This is a genomic window from Paenibacillus sp. FSL P4-0113, assembly GCF_038009305.1.
In the GTDB taxonomy this organism is placed as follows: Bacteria; Bacillota; Bacilli; order Paenibacillales; family Paenibacillaceae; genus Paenibacillus; species Paenibacillus polymyxa_D.
Map to the genome: position 1 here is coordinate 1,428,854 of NZ_JBBPAZ010000001.1, position 17,630 is coordinate 1,446,483.

Here is a 17,630-nt window from a genome sequence, read left to right on the forward strand (position 1 = left end):
CCGATGGTACTCACGATATAGGGGTCACGTGCTGTTCTTTCAAAAAATGGGCCAGGTTCAACCAGTAGTGGTCGGTCGGTTCCATGCCAACGATGACGTCCTGGAACCCTTGCTCCGTCGCAATCTTTCTGAACCAGCTAACGAACAATTCAAAGCCTTCACGGTCGTTCTCAGACGTAATGGCCTTCTCGAACTCGACTCCGCGGTAGTCTTGTGCCCGGGCGACATGTTTGAATTTAGCGATGTCTACACCGATAATTAAGGTAGAAGAAGTGATTTGATTAATACGTCCATTTTGAGTAGAATTCATCTTGTAGTCTCCTTGGGTTGTTTTTGGATCCGGTCGCTGGCCAGCATCGTGGACCCATTTACATCATACCAAGGAGTCTTTTTCATTCTCAAACCCCTTATTTCAACTTACGCTTATATAAAAACTAAACCTACTTCATTATCAATATAGGGGACAAACTTGATAAATAGTGATTACTTTCTCCGTTGCAACGGCATTTTAAATTGACTGATTATTTATGTATTAGAAAGTTTATCAAGAGTTGGGTAGCAGCAACTTCCTCGTGTAAATCTTCGTTTGTAAAATGAAAATGCTGGCTGTACTGAACCACGACTTGTTCTAAACCAAACCTTTTAGCAGCCAATAAATCGTATATCCATCACGAACATACCACCTGGAATAATGAAATGAAACGACAATAGGCATGAAGTGGCCGTGCAAGTCATGTTATCGGCCGCTCTTTTTATTTTATCAAATGATGGTGTTGAGAAGTAAGAGGGAACATGAATGTCATGCACAGGAAGTATAATTTAGATGGGTCTTTTTGTATGCTTTTGAAATTAATAGTCTCCTTTGAAAAGAAAATTGTCATCAATGATATTTCTTTCTATTTCATCGTTATTCCTGCATAACTCCCTTTGCTTTTTTGCACCTGCCTCACCTTATACGGTAGAGCCTGATAATCTCTTGCTTTTTATTTCTGCTTTCCCCTATGTTTATACTTAGTAGTACCGCTGTTTGTACCCAAAGCGTGATATCGATTCATAATACCCAGCCTGATTCAGCGTCCCAATACGATCCGTAGCCGGAAAACCTTCAGTCACTGGGAGCCGGATACGGTCATTTCCAGCCGAGGAAAGAGTAAGCTTGCGTCGACACATCGTGGTGGCAAAAACACGTTTTTACCAAGTGATTATATGACGATCGCACGGCATTATCGATAAAGATCGCGTTTGGCTTATTGGCGGCTCAGTATCCGATGTCTGCGATTCGGAGCGCGACCGTGGGGAAAGAATTCGCCTGTCACAGAGAGTTGGAACGACTGTACGGCGTGGGTGTCTATTTCGCCGACCCGTACTCATCCTGGCAACGAGACTCCAACGAGAATGCCAAGTCTTGAGCGTGAATTTATCTCAAAGGGGCATAACTTCGCTCTGGTGACAGATGCTGATCTGGAGCAGGCTCTCGCCCTGATTAACAACCGGCCCCGAAAAACTTAAGATGGAAGTCCTCTCACGAATCGTTACAGGAGAAACTGTTGTACTTGTCTTGACAATCCGTCTATTAAAAAAGGTGAAAGAAAACCATCATTTCACTGGTATTCGTTCACCTTTTACGGTTTAAGGCTTTTTCAGTAGCTTATATAATGACTCTACTTATTCAAACTGTAAATTTCCATCAGTTATTATAAATCCAAATGTTTTATTTAAGGCTTGTAACTCACTCCCATGAACTTCCGTTATTTTGATTATCTTATTGTTATCATCTCTAATCACTTTGAAATCGGATTTCCTTTAGCATCATAGTAAAAGTTATTTGATCTACCTTCATTTTTTATATCCTTATCAACAAACAATCTGACTTGCTTGTCATTGAAGAGAAATCTGTCCTCTTTCTTATCATAAGTTAGACCATAGGCAATGTAATCCTTTAAAGAATCGTAATTAAAATCGGCACCTTCACCAGCTTCTTGTACTGAGGTAGATGAACTGAGGCTTGTATCGTGATGATTTTCGATGGCTTGGATTTCAGGTGTACTCGGCGGAATGGGGAGCGCGATGAAGTCCAGCGGCAAGCCGATGAGCAAGACCAGGTATCCATACTCGGTTCAACTAACCCGATCAGGTCCATGAGCGTTCTCCCTCTTGTGCTGCAAAGTCCCGCCAGCCGAGACAAGCTTGTTTTGCGGCAAAATCAAATAAAAAAGTGCAAGAACCGCCAGTAAAGCAGCGCTGATGCTAATGGCAGCGGCATTCGTATACTGGCTGGCTATCCCTCCCCCGATGACCGGGCCAATCATAATACCGAGCCCTTCAATCCCGGAGAGTACTCCCCACCCGGCCCCCTTCTGATCCTCCGGAACAAGGTACGACAGCACCGCATTCCAGGCCGGAAGCACGGCTGAGTAAGACAATCCCAGCATAAAGGCAAACAGCATCGTTAATGCAGGCGGCGGCATGGATACGACTAACAGAGCCAATACGACCGTAAGCGATACGAAACCGGCGAACAGCATTTGCTTGTGCCCCCATCGATCGGCCAGCTTTCCCATCGGGACAAGAAACAGCATCGCGCCGGCCCCGCCTAATATGAGCATTAGCGAATATTGCGGCTGGCTCAGACCGAGTTGGTCAGCGGCAAAACCGGGCAGTATCGGCAGCAGCAGTCCCGCGGCGGTCATCTGCAGGACCATGCCTGGCAGCAGCCATTTCAGCTGAACGAGCCTTCTTCGCAGTCCTGCCGCTTGTTCGGCAAAGCTGACATTCTGGAGATGCAAGGGGGTTGTTCTGTTAATCCCGAACGATGCGATGCAGCCGACGGCGAGCAGCGCAACCATCAGCCGGAAGGCAGGTTCGAAGCCATAATCGAAGGTGAGATTGATTGTGACCGGCCCCAGACCGATGCAGGCCAACCACACGGTGTATATCGCTCCCATCTGGGCCGCCCGCTCCGTAAGTCGGACTTTCTCCAGACAAATGAGCCATATAGGCGACGCCCCCATCCCAAGCATCACGGAACCGGCAACAAGCCCCCAGGCATACGGACTAAAGAACACGGCGGCTAGTCCGGACAGCATCAGGACGAAAGTGGCGGGCAGCAGCCAGCGCAGCGAAAACCTGTCCAGCAAATATCCAGCCACACATTTAATCAGCGTATCGGCTGTATAATGAAGCGAGACGGCAAGACCGACCAAAGCAACGGTTTGCCCCGACTCGTTGACGGCAAAGTTCGGCAGGAACGAGAACAAGAAAGCGCTTCGGACAAACTCTGTGCAAAAAAGCACCGTGAACAGCGTCAGAGTAGAAAGCTTGAACGCGCTCCTCCCGCTCATCATATTCCACTCCTTCTTAAGGGACTTGCCTCAGGAAACAAATGCCGGACAATATGATCCGCAGCCGCTTTCTGCCTTGCTGCGAGCAGCCCGTTCATCATCGACTGCTTGATCTGCTCAGAGGAGATCATCGCTTGTATCTGCAACACCAGATCATGAATCGTAAAGGCCACGACTGCCGCTCCTTTGCGCTGCAAATACAGGGCATTTTCCTTCTCCTGCCCCAGAAACGGATTTAGGATGAAAATTGGAACCCCGGCCTGAATCGTCTCGGATAGTGTAACGCCTCCCGCTTTCGTGACTACGCAGCAGGCGCTGCTCATCAGAACATGCAATTGATCGGTGAAGCCGAATACATCCACTCTTGCATCATCCGCCCAGCTCTCCGCAAGCCTCCGTCTCCATCCTTCCTGCCGGCCGCAAATCACTTGAATGCGGACGCCTGACAAGAGCAGCAGCTTCCCGATGAGCCTCGATAGCGAATGCAATGTGCCGCAGACGTTAGCCATAAGCAGAATCACATGCTCATCTGCTTCTTTAACGGAGCCGGGACCACTCATTGCCGCATCATGAAATGACTCTCTGACCGGAATTCCGGTCACGGTAATACGACTCTCGGGGACGCCCTGCCTGACCATGGCCTCTTTCACGTCGCTGGCAGGGACAAAATAATGATCCGGCTTGGCGAACAGCCATCTTCGGTGAACGTCAAAGTCCGTTATGACAACAGCAGTCCGGGGACGGATCGCAGATAATGCCACGCTGCTTGGCAAGCTGCCGAACGGGAATGTATAAATGATGACTTCCGGCTGGTACTGGAGGATGATTTTCTTGAGCCTGTCGCCGCCAAGACTGTTCATCCAGGCTGCGATCTTTCCCTTCATGGGAAGCTGGTTGGTCAGATGGTAGGTCCATCCGTAATAGGGAATGCCCAGGCTGGCTGCATACAGGCTTTGCCGGTACAGATAGCGGATTATTTTGTTCAGCACAGGATAGGCTTCCCGGAACAAGTCGACAACCGCCACCTGGCAATAACCATTGCGGATCAAGCTTTGCTGCAACACCTTGGACACCTGATGATGACCTTCTCCGTAATCGGCCGTTAAAATTAAAATTTGCGGTTCCTGTCCCACTATTGTCACCTCATTTCCTTTGTCAAGCCATTTCATCCAGACGAACGAATTGCAAGTTGCGTCCCTGTAATTGATGCAGTACTTCCTCCAGAGCCCGAAGCATAAAATATGGCGCGTGACGGTCCGCTCCCGGCGAATCTCCGCTGTCATGCAGCAAAATAACAGATCCGTCCGTAATTCCGTTCAGCAGCGTTGCCTTCAGTTTCTTGCGGCAGCTTCTGCTGCGCCAGTCCCCCGCCTTCAAGGACCAGAGTACAATGCGGTACGATTTGGGATGAAAGAAATCGAAAGCGTTCATGAGCCCCCACGGCGGACGATAGTGATCCGGCCTTTTTCCAATTATGGATTCAATAATATCTGCGGTCCGTTTCATATGATCACGCCGCACCGTCCAGGGAAGCATCAGCCAATTGGAGATGTGATTGTAATTGTGGATTCCAATCTGATGACCTTCACGATCCATTCTTCTGATCAGATCCGGGTGCAGCTCCGCCTGCGAGCCAAGCACGAAGAATGTGGCCTTCACTTGATAATCCTGCAATAAATCCAATAATTCCGGTGTATACCTCGGATGCGGCCCATCGTCGAACGTGAACGCTACCTGGTTCTTGGTCGTTCCCTTACGAAAGGCTCCAAATTTGATCATTCTTGGCAGAAAACTAGGAATTATCATATACAGACTGATGAAGCCTATGAGCCCAATCAACAAATATTTAACAAGCAACGTCTTTATCCTCCTTAGTGAAAATTAAGCTTAAGCATACTGCTGCAAGGAGCAAACCCATTTTTCTTCCTGTGTATCGCTCTGCATGCTCAGAATTTGCATGACCGCATGTCTGGCGGAATCCTGCTGTCTGCACAGCCCTGCCTTCTCCCTCATTTCTTCCAATAGGGAAGGCTGTTGAACCAGCCGCTGAAGCTGATCCTGCAAATTGTCAATCTGACATAGATACGCTACTCCCGCTTGAATCAAATAATCGGCATTATCCTTTTCCTGCCCCAGCCGTGGCTCCAGCAGCAGCATGGGAAGCTGAAGCGCCAGCGCTTCGGAGGTCGTCAGTCCGCCCGGCTTGGTAATCAATACGTCTGCGGACGCCATCCATTCATGGATTCCCTCCATGAAGCCTGTCAGTATGACGTTATCCCTGTCTCCCAACGCTTCACGCAGGCGGTACAGCAACTTCACATTGCGTCCGCATACGATGACAAATTGCACGTTAGGGGGAAAAGAGTCAGATTGCATTTGCTCGATGAAGGATTTATCGATAATCCCGCAGCCGCCACCCATCACCAGCACGACAAAGGCGTCAAGAGCCAAGGCCAGCTTCTCGCGCAGCCGGTCTTTATTGTCATGCTGACTGTAGGATGGGCGAACAGGGATGCCCGTTACAGCGATTTTGTGGTCAGCAACGCCTTTTCTCTGCAGAGCTGCACGCACGCCTTCGGAGCCAACCAGATACAGATCCGTAGACGGATGTATCCAATAGCTGTGATCGGAATGGTCGGTAATGACCGTTGCCGCAGGCAGATCCGTCATTCCTTTTTCCTTAAGCAAGGAAATGGCGGCTGATGCCAACGGGAACGTGCTGACAATCAACGTCGGCTGTTCCTCATTCAGAAGTTTGAGCAGCCGCTGCAGGCTGGTCGTGAGAAAATGCTTCAGGAAGAAAGTAAGTGTACTGTCCGTCCGGGTCTTCTGATACATATATCCGTATGAGGAAGGAAAATGCTTCACCCATTGCAGGAAGCAATACCGTTCAACCACATGCATGCGGGGATGGATCCATTGCATGAAGTCGATCACCTCTACTCCCTGTTTGTACAGCACCGATGCCTCTAAAATCGCCTTGGCCGCCTGCATATGTCCATCCCCGAGCGCGCCGGACAGAATCAGCAGCTTTTCCCGTTTCATGCTATTCATCAACAATCGCCTCCCTCGTGAAATTTAACTATGCATGAACAAAACAACCAGCACCGCCGTTAGGAATCCGACCATCCCACCAGCCACACAATCGATCGGATAGTGATAGCCCCAATAAACCCGGGATATGGCCACCAACAAGGCCAGACCAATCAAGACAAGCATAATTGCCGGTGATGAGGCCAACATAAAAGGTGTAACCAGGGCGAAAATAGCGGTAGTATGGCCGGATGGGAAGGAATAATCCTTCAACGGGAATTTGCCTACCTTCACCTGCTCCAGCTTGCGGAAAGGCCGGTCTCTGCGCACCTTTCTCTTGATCAGGACAGCAATGATATGGCTAACGGCCAGTGCGATCAAGCTTTGCAGCCCGATTCTGCTGAACTCCCCCTCGGCGAACCATGCCAAGGACACGGCGCAAATGATGGTAAACAAAGCTCCGCCCAAATGGGTAATCCATCCGAACAATCGGTCCATTGCCCTACTGCTCAGCCGCTGGTTGCACCAGAAGAACATCGTTTGATCAATTCGCCTTATCCACTGCATCCTGTTTTCCGCCTCCATTCCCTGTTTTTTCGATCGGTTGATGTTCATCCCTTATCTTCCTCCGCTCGCACAGCTTCCGTATCAAGAACCATATTGCCGCAATCGCAACACCAATGCCCACCAGCGTAATCGTGAGAACTTGGTTCACCATATTCTCTGCCGCACGGCCATATATATAGAAGAGAAAACCGACTACATAAAACTTCACCGCCCGGCCAATGGCCGCATAGCTGAGCAGCTTCCACAATGGATAATTCATGCATCCAGATAAAATCGTAAATATTTTAAATGGGATCGGAGTGAACGATCCGATCAGGATTGCAGCCTCGCCGCGGCGGGCAAATAAGTCGCTTGCCGAATCCAGCCATTTTTTCTTCATTACACCACCCATAACATGCTTTCCCGACACCTTGCCGATCCCATAACCGATCGGTGTCCCAAGCAGACTTCCTGCAAAGCCAACCGTAGCGAGCCATAAAGCCGACTCCGGTTGCACCGCGCTTAAAGAAAGCTGCAGGAAGAACGCCGGGATGGGGAAAATAATCGCATCGAGCATAGCGTGAATGAAAAGTCCCGTCGCTCCAAAGTTCTGTAAAAATTCCATAATTTTATCCATGAATGCCTATCCCGCCTTTGTTACAGAGCATGATGAAAAATAGGTTGCCTCCGGGCGGTATGGGTTTCCAATCGCTGTGTTTCCAACTCCATACCGCCCTCCAGGAACTTACTCACCACGCTCTTAGTTTCTTTTTTTTAATTAATTGGAGCTTGATTTGGGTAGACATAACTCCTTTGAAACGGACCGTCACTTCACCGTCATAAATCGGTTCCTCAGCGAGCTGCGGGAGTGAATCAGCATCATCGGTATCAATTTTTCGGTCTTGCGGCCAATCCGCTTCTTGCCTTCAGGGTGCATGACGGATAACAATAATCGGAGATAAGCCGTTGTAATGCGTTGGAACAGATCGGATTTCATCGGTTGTTGTTCGAAACCAAGACCATGTATCAAACCACGATGAAGCAGCGTAACGCCGACTAACGCCTTCACCTCTCTGAACTCCGGCTGACTTGCGAATGCCTCGCTGATCTGCTGCATGGATTTCCGTGTAAGCCGGGCCGTCATGAGCGCTGCGCGGTCTGAGTCTTCGGATTTGATCAGCGTCAGAATCGTTTCATTATTGAGATGGAGTTCCCCGACCAGATCGCCTTTATTGATGATCGTGGAGTCCGCACAGACGATACTCTCCCCTCGGTGTTTCTTAATCATGACTTTGCAAATTCCAAAGTGCGATGTATGCGAGCCGCGAAAGCGTGAAATCCAATCGAACCCTCTTTCCCACACCATCCAGGCCGCCTGCATTGAAGATTTGCGTAAACGAAGCAACATTGATCCAATCATCCCTCATTCTTATTTTAATCGACAAATTTTATTGAAATTGTCCAACTGAAATAATATTCCTATGTGAATTCCTTATTTTTGTTACTTTTATGATAGAGGATTTAACCAAAAAAGCATCCGGGCTGAGGTACTGGATGGTGGCCCGTCTTGAGGGGGGCCTTCACTCAATTTGATGCACATCGCTGATCGCTCAAGTTTAATCTGATATATAAGTGCGACCAAAAATAATTTCGTTACATGCTAGTTGAGATTCATTTGCACTCCTAACAATCCAATCAGGTAATACTGATAAGATGGCTTCTCCTTCTGAAAAGTCCGGATGACCCGAATCACATCGGTACGATGCTGATCGGAAACCTTCAATTAAAGCAGTGTGCAGCGCGTGCCGGGAAAATGACGGAAAGTCCCCTCATAGACATCTTCTTCAACAAACCCTGCAACCTAAGGATTCGTCGCCCTCTTACGGCCGAAGCTAAACAATCCATTCAGTTCTGCGTACCACCTGTAAGAAATGTACAGCTGAATAAGAACGTGAGTTCAAATCCCTGAAGTAGCGAATCGTTAAAGAGCAGCGTTAGGAATCCGTCTCCAATATAGCTATTATAGTAAGTGCAACTCCTTTTCGAATGGTGAATGATTTCATAACGCAATCGCTCCTATTATTTTAGAATCTTGTTCTGCTTTACCCCCTCATCTTACCTCCGATACTGTTAAATCGAACAGTGATAAAACCGCCAAGCTTTTGATGACATTGACTTGGACCTGTCACATATACCGCATGACAAACTGTCAACTGTCTTATATGACGTGCTTGCTAAACTACGTTCTAACCGCAGTTACCCCACCCTCTGTCGCTTGACGGATCGGGAAGTTATATTGCATGATAGTCTGAATCATTCGGAAATTGAGATGAAGGAAGCCTTGAAACTTATTTATAATGGAGGAATCTAGATCGACCAATCGGTCGCTACGCGAGTTTTCGAAGAGATGAAGCGTCAACGTGAGCAGTTGGAGAAAATCGGTTCAAGTCAGGGAAACTACCCGTACGGGCTTACGAAACGCGTGATGGAGTTCTGGAGCATCTGTTGAGCGGACTGCGCTACAAATCGATCGCCACCAAGCTATTTTTATCGGAGGGAACGATCCGCAATTACTGCTCGATTCTCTACTCAAAACTCGGCGTCAACAACCGCGAAGAAGCAATAGAAATGGCGCGAATGAAGAATATCGTGTAGCTGGAGAATTTCCCGATGGTACTCACGATATAGGGGGCACCTCACGAAACGGAAAAAATCGTATGCTAAGCAATGCGTTGCAGAAAAAACCGGACCCTTACAGGGGAATCCGGTTCTCGTCATAGCAGCAAGTGAAGTTGAACTATCGTGTCCCGTTACTTTAACGATGTAATCGAACTGAAGCTAAATGCATTAGATCCAAATATCATTGACTGCTGTTAATTCTGACTCAGTCTCGCCAGTGTTTACTACGCCCCTGGGCTCTACTAACATGATATGATACTCCTGGTTAGCGAAAGTTTTGTGTTCGACACCCTTGGTACAATAAACAACATCTTGGGAAATCTTTACTTGGCTATCGCGGAAATCAATGAACATCTCTTCTTCGAGCACGATAAACACCTGGTTGGTATCTTGATGAGGAGACCAATGTATTGATCTTAGATAATTTCTCATTCAGACTATTACTTTATTTTTCAGTCTAGAACTTTAGACACCTACAATAAAGACCGCAAAGGCTTAAGCCCTTACGGTCTAATTTACTTCTGGCATCCTGAGTCCATTTTCACTTTTCTTGTTTCGTTTCGTCCCCCGTCCATAGTCGTTGGTGACAAAATCCAGTATTCGGTTGACAGCACCAAAAATGGCCAGGCGGACATTACAGATACCAAGAATGAAGCATCTAACGATTATGTAGATATGCCACAATGGTACATGGAGGAACTGGCCGTCCATGTTAAAAGCATGCGGAAATTAAGGTTTGAGACAAAGGCAAATGGGACATGGAAAGGCGGGGATCGTAACTTTGTTTTTCATTCAGGTACAGGGAAACCCTATTACCATACAACGGCGCCCCAGCAGTGGAAAAACTGGTGTGAGCGGCACAGCTTCCGTAATGTATCACTTCATGATCTCCGCCATACAAATGCAACGTATTGCTGGGCCAGGGAGCATCTATCAAGGAGATTCAACATCGATTACGACATTCCACATCTCAGGTGTCTTCAGATACCTATGCTCACATCACCAAGAAGCTTAGTCGTAAAACAACAGCACACCTCGATGTCTTCGATCCAAAAGTTCGTCCCCAATCCGTCCCCAGGAGCGAAAAAGGCGCTCGCTCCCTGTGATCCTGTGATATGGAAGCCAGGATTTCAATCACTAAAAAATAAAAAATCCCTTGATAATCAAGGGATTCAAAAGAAAAACAATAGTGCCGAGGACCGGGATCGAACCGGTACGGTAGTCACCTACCGCAGGATTTTAAGTCCTGTGCGTCTGCCAATTCCGCCACCCCGGCATAATCTTAGGAACGCTATTTTACACTTACTTGTTCTTGTCTTACAAGTATCTGAGAAGCTTACTTATTAAGAAGTGTTCTCGCTATGTAAATGTCGTTCAACCGGGCACCAACATATAATACGATAATTTCATCGGATTGTAAAGTTTTTTTTAAAAAAAATAATAAAATTTCTTTTTGTATAACTTATGCACATTTGAATTACACTAATAAACGTCTTTCCAAACTACCAGAAGGGGTGTTACGAATGCGTGAAGGTATGATTCCAGCTGTTCTTGGAACGGTAGTATCGGCTTCAGGCGCTGTGTTGCTGAGCAGTAAGTACAAACTTGCAGCTACAGGCATTCTCGGTTTCGGACTGGCTCATGTTGTTCTGGGAGCGATTGATCTGATTGAGCATCGCTAGTTGTTTGGGAAGTGCCGGGCGGGATTACTCCCCCCCGGTTTTATTTTTATCAACGTTTAGTCTGGAGTACAAACGTTTATGTAAAGTATAGAAGCTGATGTACCTAATAAAAGGAGCTGTGATGTGCTATGAGAGATAATAACTCTGAAAAGAATCGTACTGACGATCAAATTGAACATAAACAATCCCTGGACAAGCGCGAGCCAGGATTTAATCGCATTCCTGACACCGATGCAGATACACCTGCTGCTACTGATATGATCGATGAAGCCATAGGTCGCGGGATAGACAAGTTACGTAACGATTTCACAAAATAAAGCATGGGTAATAGGACATAGGTTTAAAGTAGCCCTTAATGCATTTGTTTTGATATGTAAAGCGATTTCGTAAAATCACTTAAAGATCAGCATGATCCAGCCAATGATCGAGATCCACAGCACGATGCTGATTAAGAGTCCACACATGATACCAAAAGAGAAATTACCTTCATTCTTTGGCATGGTACTGCCAAATTTCAATTTAAGCTTCATTTGATTCCAGTTCATAGAACCCCCTCCTTAAGTTCTATTTCGGAATATGAAGCTTTTTTTTGTAGACCTATAGTCATGTTTTTAAAAATAAAAAAGGGTTTTTCGTCCTATCACCCTGATCGCGGAAACAGGATTACAGCTATACCGACCAAACAAATCAATCCACCAATGAAATCGTACAAGTCGGGTGTCTTTTTATCAATCCACCAGCCCCATGCAATGGAAAGAACAATAAAGACACCACCATATGCTGCATATACACGCCCAAAGGAGGAAAATACCTGAAAGGTAGCAATAATTCCATACACAGCTAAAATTACTCCGCCGCAAAGTCCGACATACCATGTCTTCCCTTCCCGCAGCCACTGCCAAATCAAATATCCTCCTCCAATTTCAGCGATGCCAGCCAATATAAAAAGTAAAGCTGCCTTTAGCACCATTTCACATCCCTAATTCTTCAAATTCTTTTTGATTTTTTTGGATATCTCATTAGAGCACTCGACCTAAAATGATAATCAATGCAATCACACCAACCAGAATCAGCAGGTTGCTGACCTGACGCCATAAGCTAGGCACTCCCTCGGAGTGAAGCTTCCACTGATTGGCATCAAAGTTCGCTTTTGCTCCTTCAGCATCTGCCGATCTAGAGAATGGTCTGTTTTCTTCATTCATAAGAGTACCTCCTTTTCAATCCACTTTAATCATACCAAACTTTTCCGTCGATTTCGCGTTGCTTTTATGTATATACTTACCACATATTTCTGATTGCATCTTCATATATGTGAAGTGTACCCCCTTATGTCAATATTTCGCTGAATATAAAGTCTGATGTCGAATCAAGGTAGAGTGGGTATTTAGACGTCTTTCATTGCAGGACGGTAGTTATGGTATAATTTAGTCAACTTGTTCAAGATCGTAACCAGCGCTCAATTGTTTATTCAACTTGCAATTAAATTCACATCCAAGAATCCACATTCCGGTTACAACCTGCATATTCTGTTTGTAAACCCAGGAGGAGGATACCGATGTCCCCAATCTTTATAGCAAGTTTAATGATAATGGGTATATTTTTATTTCAGGCAGCCATCGTTTTCGGCATCATACATTGGATTTCGAAACGCACTCAACGTCCAGCACAAACCAAAATGTATCTCACAATGAGTTTGCTCGTTGTAATTTTAGGCTTCCTTGTATGGGACAACTGGATACACTCACAGGAATTCAATGGATGGGCCATGATTAGTCTGCTGGTGATTATTATTAGTACCTATATACAGCTTAGAAAGCAAAAAGAAAAATACTAATCCCATTACCATGCATCAAAGGAGGAGCGCCATGAAATCTCACTCAACACGCTTTTGGTTACAGAGGGTGCTACTGCTGATGCTTGTTTTACTCTTCAGCGGCTCTCAGCAATCGTTCATTGTTGCCGATGCCGCCCCGCCAATTAATGTTCAGGCCTCTGCCAAAGCCAAGCAATTACTTGCCTACCTATCTAATGTACCGGATGGTATGCTAATTTCCGGGCAGCATGATTACTTAGAGGCACCGGATGAACAAAATAACAAGCTACAACAAATCAGCGGACAATACGCAGGGCTTCACGGCTATGAGTTTGGAGGATTAGCCAATCAGTCTCTTACGGCCCTACGAGAGCAACGTCAGCATGTTGTGAATAGTGCTATCCAATGGAGTCGGGGCGGCGGAATTGTAGCTGTTACCTTCCATCAGGCGCTACCGGGCAAACCCAAAACGTGGAAAAACGTACAAGCAAAAATTACTCAAGCTGAATTTAATCGTTACATCACGCCAGGTACCCCGCAATATAAACAACTGATCGCCGATCTGGATGAGGTGGCTCTGTCCCTTAAGACCTTACGAGACGCGGATGTACCTGTTTTATGGAGGCCCTATCATGAAATGAACGGCAACTGGTTTTGGTGGGGAGACAAGCAAAATTACGCCAAGTTGTGGAATTTAATGTATGATCGATTTACTCATGTCCATCATCTGGATAACCTGTTGTGGGTGTGGAGTCCCAATGCCCCAAACGCATATAGCACTCCTTATGATCTTTCCTTCCCAGGTATTAACCGGGTAGATATTCTTGCAGCTGATATCTATAACAATGATTACAAATCCTCTTACTACACCGAATTACTAAAGCTTGCGCAGGGCAAGCCTATGGGAATCGGAGAAAGTAATATTCTGCCGAGTGCGAAGGTGCTGCAGAACCAGCCAGCCTGGGCCTATGCCATGACATGGGGTAAGGAACTGTCGGCAACCAATTCACAAGCAGCAATCAGACATTTTATGAACCAAAATAATATCATTACACGAGACCTTCTTCATGAATCTCTGGACTGAAAGAAAAAAGCTTTCACTTCGCTCTAGAAGCAAAGTGAAAGCTTTTTTATACCAAAATCCAAATAAAGTTCTCTAACTATTCCTGATAACCTCTTCTAGATCAATATCGGCATATGCCTCTTCTCCAAGATGTACGGATACAATGGTGTAGATCCGCTTGGACAGTCTAGACATCAGCCGATCACCCGGTGCTACAGAGTATTCTTCCCGATAATCTCCAATTTTGTGAAAACCGCTGGACATATGGATGTACAAGTTGCCCCTACGTGTTTTACCATGCACCAACATCAAATCTCCTCCTGCTGTGTAACCAACCTAATTTCCCTGTTACATGTATATCGGTCAGAACAAGGTAGGATATAAGTCCCTGGTATCCTTCTTTCGTTTCACATGTTAGTGCACGTACACGAAACGGGTCTGCCAGTGATGTGACAGACCCGTTTTTGCAAACCCATTTTCGTGATTTAGGAAGAAACTATTCTTGATAGGATTCTGCTATTGCATTCGCTGCAATGATTGCATTGTACACGTCAGCAGGACTTACCGGGAACGGCATGTTGACCATTGTATCATTCGATGCACAAGCAGCTTCAGCCACTTGGCGCCATTCGGCCTCAACAAATTCCTCTACACCCAAGTCACGAAGTGTCAATGGAAGGCCTACATCCTTAACCAGTTTAATCACGGTTTCCAGTTCTTCTTTCGGTGCATTTTCCAGCACTAGCTGGGTTAACAAACCGAATGTGACTTTCTCACCATGCTGTGCTTTATGAAGCGAAGGAACAGCCGTCATACCATTATGAATGGCGTGTGCTGCTGCCAATCCACCTGATTCTGCACCAACACCGCTCAGATAAATGGTAGCTTCAATCGTATCCTCCACCGCACGAGTATATACTTTACGATCCACAGCACGTTTGGCCTTCACAGCATTTTCCAGCAACGTATCATAACAAAGACGAGCAAGTCCCAGCCCTGTAGTGGAAGGCTTGTTCAGAACCAGGTTATCCCCGTTGGCCTGATAGCAAGCACGAGCTTCAAAATAAGTGGCCAGTGCATCACCGATTCCAGCTGCAAAGAAACGTGCAGGCGCTGCTGCCAGAATGCCTGTATCCGCCAGTACAACGTCTGGATTAGTAGGCAGGAACAGATATTCATCAAAAGAGCCATCTTTTTTGTATATAACCGCAAGCGCGGTACAAGGAGCATCTGTAGAAGCAATCGTTGGGAAAATAACAACAGGCAGCTTTTCATAATAAGCCGTTGCCTTAGCAGTATCCAATGTTTTTCCCCCGCCAATGCCTATGATAATGTTCGAACCATGTTTACGCACCAATTCGCGGTTACGATCAATCTCTTCTTTTGTACATTCATATTGGAATTTCTCGAAGACCACTTGGTTACCAGCTGCTTCAATTGAAGCGCCTGCCTCCTTTTGGGCCCTTTCAAGTATGAACTCATCGCAGATAACAAAGGCTTTATCGCCATAATCCTTAATATAGTCATTTAACGACGAGAGCAGATTTTGTCCAGAAATAAATTTCTTGGGTGAAGTGATGGATCTTACAACGTTTGCCATGTAAATTCCTCCTCAGCTTTGACTCATACTCAAATTAATAACCATTTGGGCATGTGACCCCTTAACTATAAACCTCTTTTCACATTATTAAAAGGCTTATTATGGAATATTTTATGAACAAATTGTGTATCTATTATACTTGAACAGTCGAGCTCCATTCAGAATACAGGATACCCATCATGATACGATCATAACTGTTGCCATCACGAAGAACAGCGGAACGAACTCTACCCTCAAGCTGGAACCCCGCCTTCTCATAAGTTCGGATCGCTTGTGTATTGTACTCAATCACATCCAAGCCGACCCGATTTAAATTGAGCTCATAAAACGCATACCGAAGAATGAGACCTACAGCTTCTGCCCCAAAGCCCTTGCCACGGTACTCCGTATTACCTATACCTATTGCCAGTTGTCCGCTGCGATTATTCCACTCAATCCCGTGGATAGCAACAAATCCGATCAGGACATCATCTGCCAATGTTCTTAATCGAAAATAGACCTCGTTAGATCTGGGAGATCCTTCTGACTCCATCTGTTTCAACGTGTAAGGAAGCGCTAAATCCGTATCTACATTTCGCAGATACTTCGCATCCTCACCCCATTTGAACATCACTTCGGCATCTTCTTCCCTGACTGCGGCCAGCTTTATTCGTTCTCCATAAAATAAATTTTCGATCTTAATGACCCTTCAGCTCCTATTATGAAATGTGTGCTATGTTTTCTGTCATAATTATCATGCTATCCGATGTCCGCAATATAAGCTCTCCCTTATGAATTCAATGTTTAAATTTTACAAAATAATCAAACATAACACAACCAAATCATTACAATTGTCATTGTGTGATACACAAAAAGACCTTGCAGCTGCAAGGTCTTCGCATAACTAATATTTAAACAACATAGCAACCAGCTGATACCCAGCTCCAATCGTCCAGAACAGCACATAATCACCGCGCCGGATACGACCCGATTCAATACCTTCATGTAGAGCAATGAACGGGCTACTGGTTCCTGTGTAACCATATCGATCACCCACATAAATCATTTGGGCATCCTCTAGCTCCAAGTGATCCTGAATCTTTAATACATTTGCTAACGAGAACTGAGACAGACAATAAGCCCGTACATCCTGAGGCGATAGCCCATTCTTTTTTAAAATGCGTTCAAGCAGATCAAATGTAGGAGGCAAGGCCATATTAGCATCGAACGGAAGCCACTGAATATATTTTCCGGGGGCATTCCTTTGGAGTGTTGCCGCTAATCCCTGAGCCGGGTACAAAATTTTATCTATATTGACTGGGTCCGTAAAATACATAGAATCTATAAATCCGGTGTCTTCTTCTGTACGCTCCAAAATAACCGCACATGCAGCATCTCCATAGTTCGCATAAGTAATCTCATCCTCCGGACCGGAAATGAGTGAATTAAAATCCGACCCGATAATAAGTGCTGTCCGCACGTCAGGATTAGATAACATCGACCGACTGGCTTGATCGACAGCGACTGTCATCCCTGCACAATTCGCGTTGGAATCCATCACGGCCACATCATGTCTGGCCCCAATCACATGGTGAACAAACAAGGCATTCATCGGAAACAGTGACTCAGGAACTTGAGTGGAGAACACGATCATATCCACGTCACGGCCTGTCATACCAGCCTGTTCCAGAGCTTTTTGTGCAGCCGCAATTCCCATGGTTAAACCGTTTTCGTTCGGGTCATCAATGATATAACGCTGTCTTCTGCCCATATGCTCCATGAAGCGTCGAATATCCTTGCCCCGCTCGTCAAAATGGCGAACATAGTATTCGTTATCCAACGAATGGGACGGATGGTACACACCCAGTGCTTTTATTTTGATATGGCTCATCAG

19 protein-coding genes, 1 tRNA gene and 2 pseudogenes are annotated in these 17,630 nt (G+C 46.0%); 5 read left to right on the forward strand and 17 right to left on the reverse strand.

What is annotated here, in order from left to right; translation table 11 throughout:
• Nucleotides 1-25: 25 nt before the first annotated feature.
• The 9 genes and pseudogenes from MKX46_RS05810 to MKX46_RS05850 all read right to left on the reverse strand — a co-directional run.
• Nucleotides 26-310 (reverse strand): annotated as a pseudogene (locus MKX46_RS05810) (IS110 family transposase); the annotation flags it as partial.
• Between the two features lie 1,471 nt (nt 311-1,781).
• Nucleotides 1,782-2,096, reverse strand: a complete 315-nt coding sequence (locus MKX46_RS05815) for a hypothetical protein (RefSeq protein WP_029517699.1) — start codon at nt 2,094-2,096, stop codon at nt 1,782-1,784.
• A gap of 21 nt (nt 2,097-2,117) precedes the next feature.
• A complete protein-coding gene (locus MKX46_RS05820) occupies nt 2,118-3,341 on the reverse strand; it encodes an MFS transporter (protein ID WP_341070997.1) in 1,224 nt (407 codons plus the stop codon).
• Nucleotides 3,341-4,474, reverse strand: a complete 1,134-nt coding sequence (locus MKX46_RS05825; RefSeq protein ID WP_069010543.1) for an MGDG synthase family glycosyltransferase — start codon at nt 4,472-4,474, stop codon at nt 3,341-3,343. The genes MKX46_RS05820 and MKX46_RS05825 overlap by 1 nt, the downstream gene beginning before the upstream one ends.
• Nucleotides 4,475-4,496: 22 nt before the next feature.
• Nucleotides 4,497-5,198, reverse strand: a complete 702-nt coding sequence (locus MKX46_RS05830; RefSeq protein WP_029517702.1) for a polysaccharide deacetylase family protein — start codon at nt 5,196-5,198, stop codon at nt 4,497-4,499.
• Between the two features lie 30 nt (nt 5,199-5,228).
• Nucleotides 5,229-6,395, reverse strand: coding sequence for an MGDG synthase family glycosyltransferase (locus MKX46_RS05835; protein WP_241113309.1), 1,167 nt, complete (start codon nt 6,393-6,395; stop codon nt 5,229-5,231).
• Nucleotides 6,396-6,419: 24 nt separating this feature from the next.
• Entirely contained in the window at nt 6,420-6,941 is a 522-nt protein-coding gene (locus MKX46_RS05840) for a phosphatase PAP2 family protein (RefSeq protein ID WP_039272208.1), read from the reverse strand.
• Entirely contained in the window at nt 6,919-7,545 is a 627-nt protein-coding gene (locus tag MKX46_RS05845) for a YqaA family protein (RefSeq protein WP_049816997.1), read from the reverse strand. The genes MKX46_RS05840 and MKX46_RS05845 overlap by 23 nt, the downstream gene beginning before the upstream one ends.
• A gap of 201 nt (nt 7,546-7,746) precedes the next feature.
• Entirely contained in the window at nt 7,747-8,328 is a 582-nt protein-coding gene (locus MKX46_RS05850) for a YkoP family protein (RefSeq protein ID WP_049816996.1), read from the reverse strand.
• Nucleotides 8,329-9,246: 918 nt separating this feature from the next.
• Here MKX46_RS05850 and MKX46_RS05855 point away from each other — a divergent pair.
• A pseudogene (locus MKX46_RS05855) lies at nt 9,247-9,575 on the forward strand (response regulator transcription factor); the annotation flags it as partial.
• Between the two features lie 1,214 nt (nt 9,576-10,789).
• Here MKX46_RS05855 and MKX46_RS05860 read toward each other — a convergent pair.
• Nucleotides 10,790-10,875, reverse strand: a tRNA-Leu gene (locus MKX46_RS05860).
• A gap of 247 nt (nt 10,876-11,122) precedes the next feature.
• Here MKX46_RS05860 and MKX46_RS05865 point away from each other — a divergent pair.
• Both MKX46_RS05865 and MKX46_RS05870 read left to right on the forward strand, forming a co-directional pair.
• Nucleotides 11,123-11,281: a hypothetical protein gene (locus MKX46_RS05865; RefSeq protein WP_013311032.1), complete on the forward strand. Its 159-nt coding sequence runs from the start codon at nt 11,123-11,125 to the stop codon at nt 11,279-11,281.
• Nucleotides 11,282-11,409: 128 nt separating this feature from the next.
• Nucleotides 11,410-11,598 carry a hypothetical protein gene (locus tag MKX46_RS05870; protein ID WP_023989396.1) on the forward strand — a complete coding sequence of 63 codons (189 nt, stop codon included), beginning with the start codon at nt 11,410-11,412 and terminating at the stop codon, nt 11,596-11,598.
• Between the two features lie 75 nt (nt 11,599-11,673).
• Here MKX46_RS05870 and MKX46_RS05875 read toward each other — a convergent pair whose 3' ends face one another.
• The 3 genes from MKX46_RS05875 to MKX46_RS05885 form a co-directional block, all read right to left on the reverse strand.
• Complete coding sequence (locus MKX46_RS05875; RefSeq protein WP_322251737.1) at nt 11,674-11,826, reverse strand: hypothetical protein; 153 nt, start codon at nt 11,824-11,826, stop codon at nt 11,674-11,676.
• 95 nt (nt 11,827-11,921) lie between these two features.
• Nucleotides 11,922-12,248, reverse strand: a complete 327-nt coding sequence (locus tag MKX46_RS05880) for a YnfA family protein (protein ID WP_023989398.1) — start codon at nt 12,246-12,248, stop codon at nt 11,922-11,924.
• A 52-nt stretch (nt 12,249-12,300) separates the two neighbouring features.
• Complete coding sequence (locus tag MKX46_RS05885; RefSeq protein WP_340932622.1) at nt 12,301-12,483, reverse strand: hypothetical protein; 183 nt, start codon at nt 12,481-12,483, stop codon at nt 12,301-12,303.
• Nucleotides 12,484-12,836: 353 nt separating this feature from the next.
• On the opposite strand from MKX46_RS05885, the gene MKX46_RS05890 reads away from it, so the two are divergent.
• Nucleotides 12,837-13,115 carry a hypothetical protein gene (locus tag MKX46_RS05890; RefSeq protein WP_340932623.1) on the forward strand — a complete coding sequence of 93 codons (279 nt, stop codon included), beginning with the start codon at nt 12,837-12,839 and terminating at the stop codon, nt 13,113-13,115.
• A 31-nt stretch (nt 13,116-13,146) separates the two neighbouring features.
• On the forward strand, nt 13,147-14,178 hold the full coding sequence (locus tag MKX46_RS05895; RefSeq protein ID WP_029517710.1) for a glycosyl hydrolase: 1,032 nt from the start codon (nt 13,147-13,149) through the stop codon (nt 14,176-14,178).
• Between the two features lie 72 nt (nt 14,179-14,250).
• On the opposite strand, the gene MKX46_RS05900 is transcribed toward MKX46_RS05895, so the two are convergent.
• From MKX46_RS05900 to MKX46_RS05915, 4 genes are all read right to left on the reverse strand, one after another.
• The gene (locus MKX46_RS05900; protein ID WP_013311038.1) at nt 14,251-14,466 is read right to left on the reverse strand and encodes a hypothetical protein; all 216 of its coding nucleotides are present in this window, start codon (nt 14,464-14,466) and stop codon (nt 14,251-14,253) included.
• A gap of 187 nt (nt 14,467-14,653) precedes the next feature.
• Nucleotides 14,654-15,757: a glycerol dehydrogenase gene (locus MKX46_RS05905; RefSeq protein WP_029517711.1), complete on the reverse strand. Its 1,104-nt coding sequence runs from the start codon at nt 15,755-15,757 to the stop codon at nt 14,654-14,656.
• 133 nt (nt 15,758-15,890) lie between these two features.
• On the reverse strand, nt 15,891-16,439 hold the full coding sequence (locus tag MKX46_RS05910; protein WP_029517712.1) for a GNAT family N-acetyltransferase: 549 nt from the start codon (nt 16,437-16,439) through the stop codon (nt 15,891-15,893).
• Nucleotides 16,440-16,640: 201 nt separating this feature from the next.
• Complete coding sequence (locus MKX46_RS05915; protein ID WP_340932625.1) at nt 16,641-17,627, reverse strand: ketoacyl-ACP synthase III; 987 nt, start codon at nt 17,625-17,627, stop codon at nt 16,641-16,643.
• Nucleotides 17,628-17,630 lie beyond the last annotated feature (3 nt).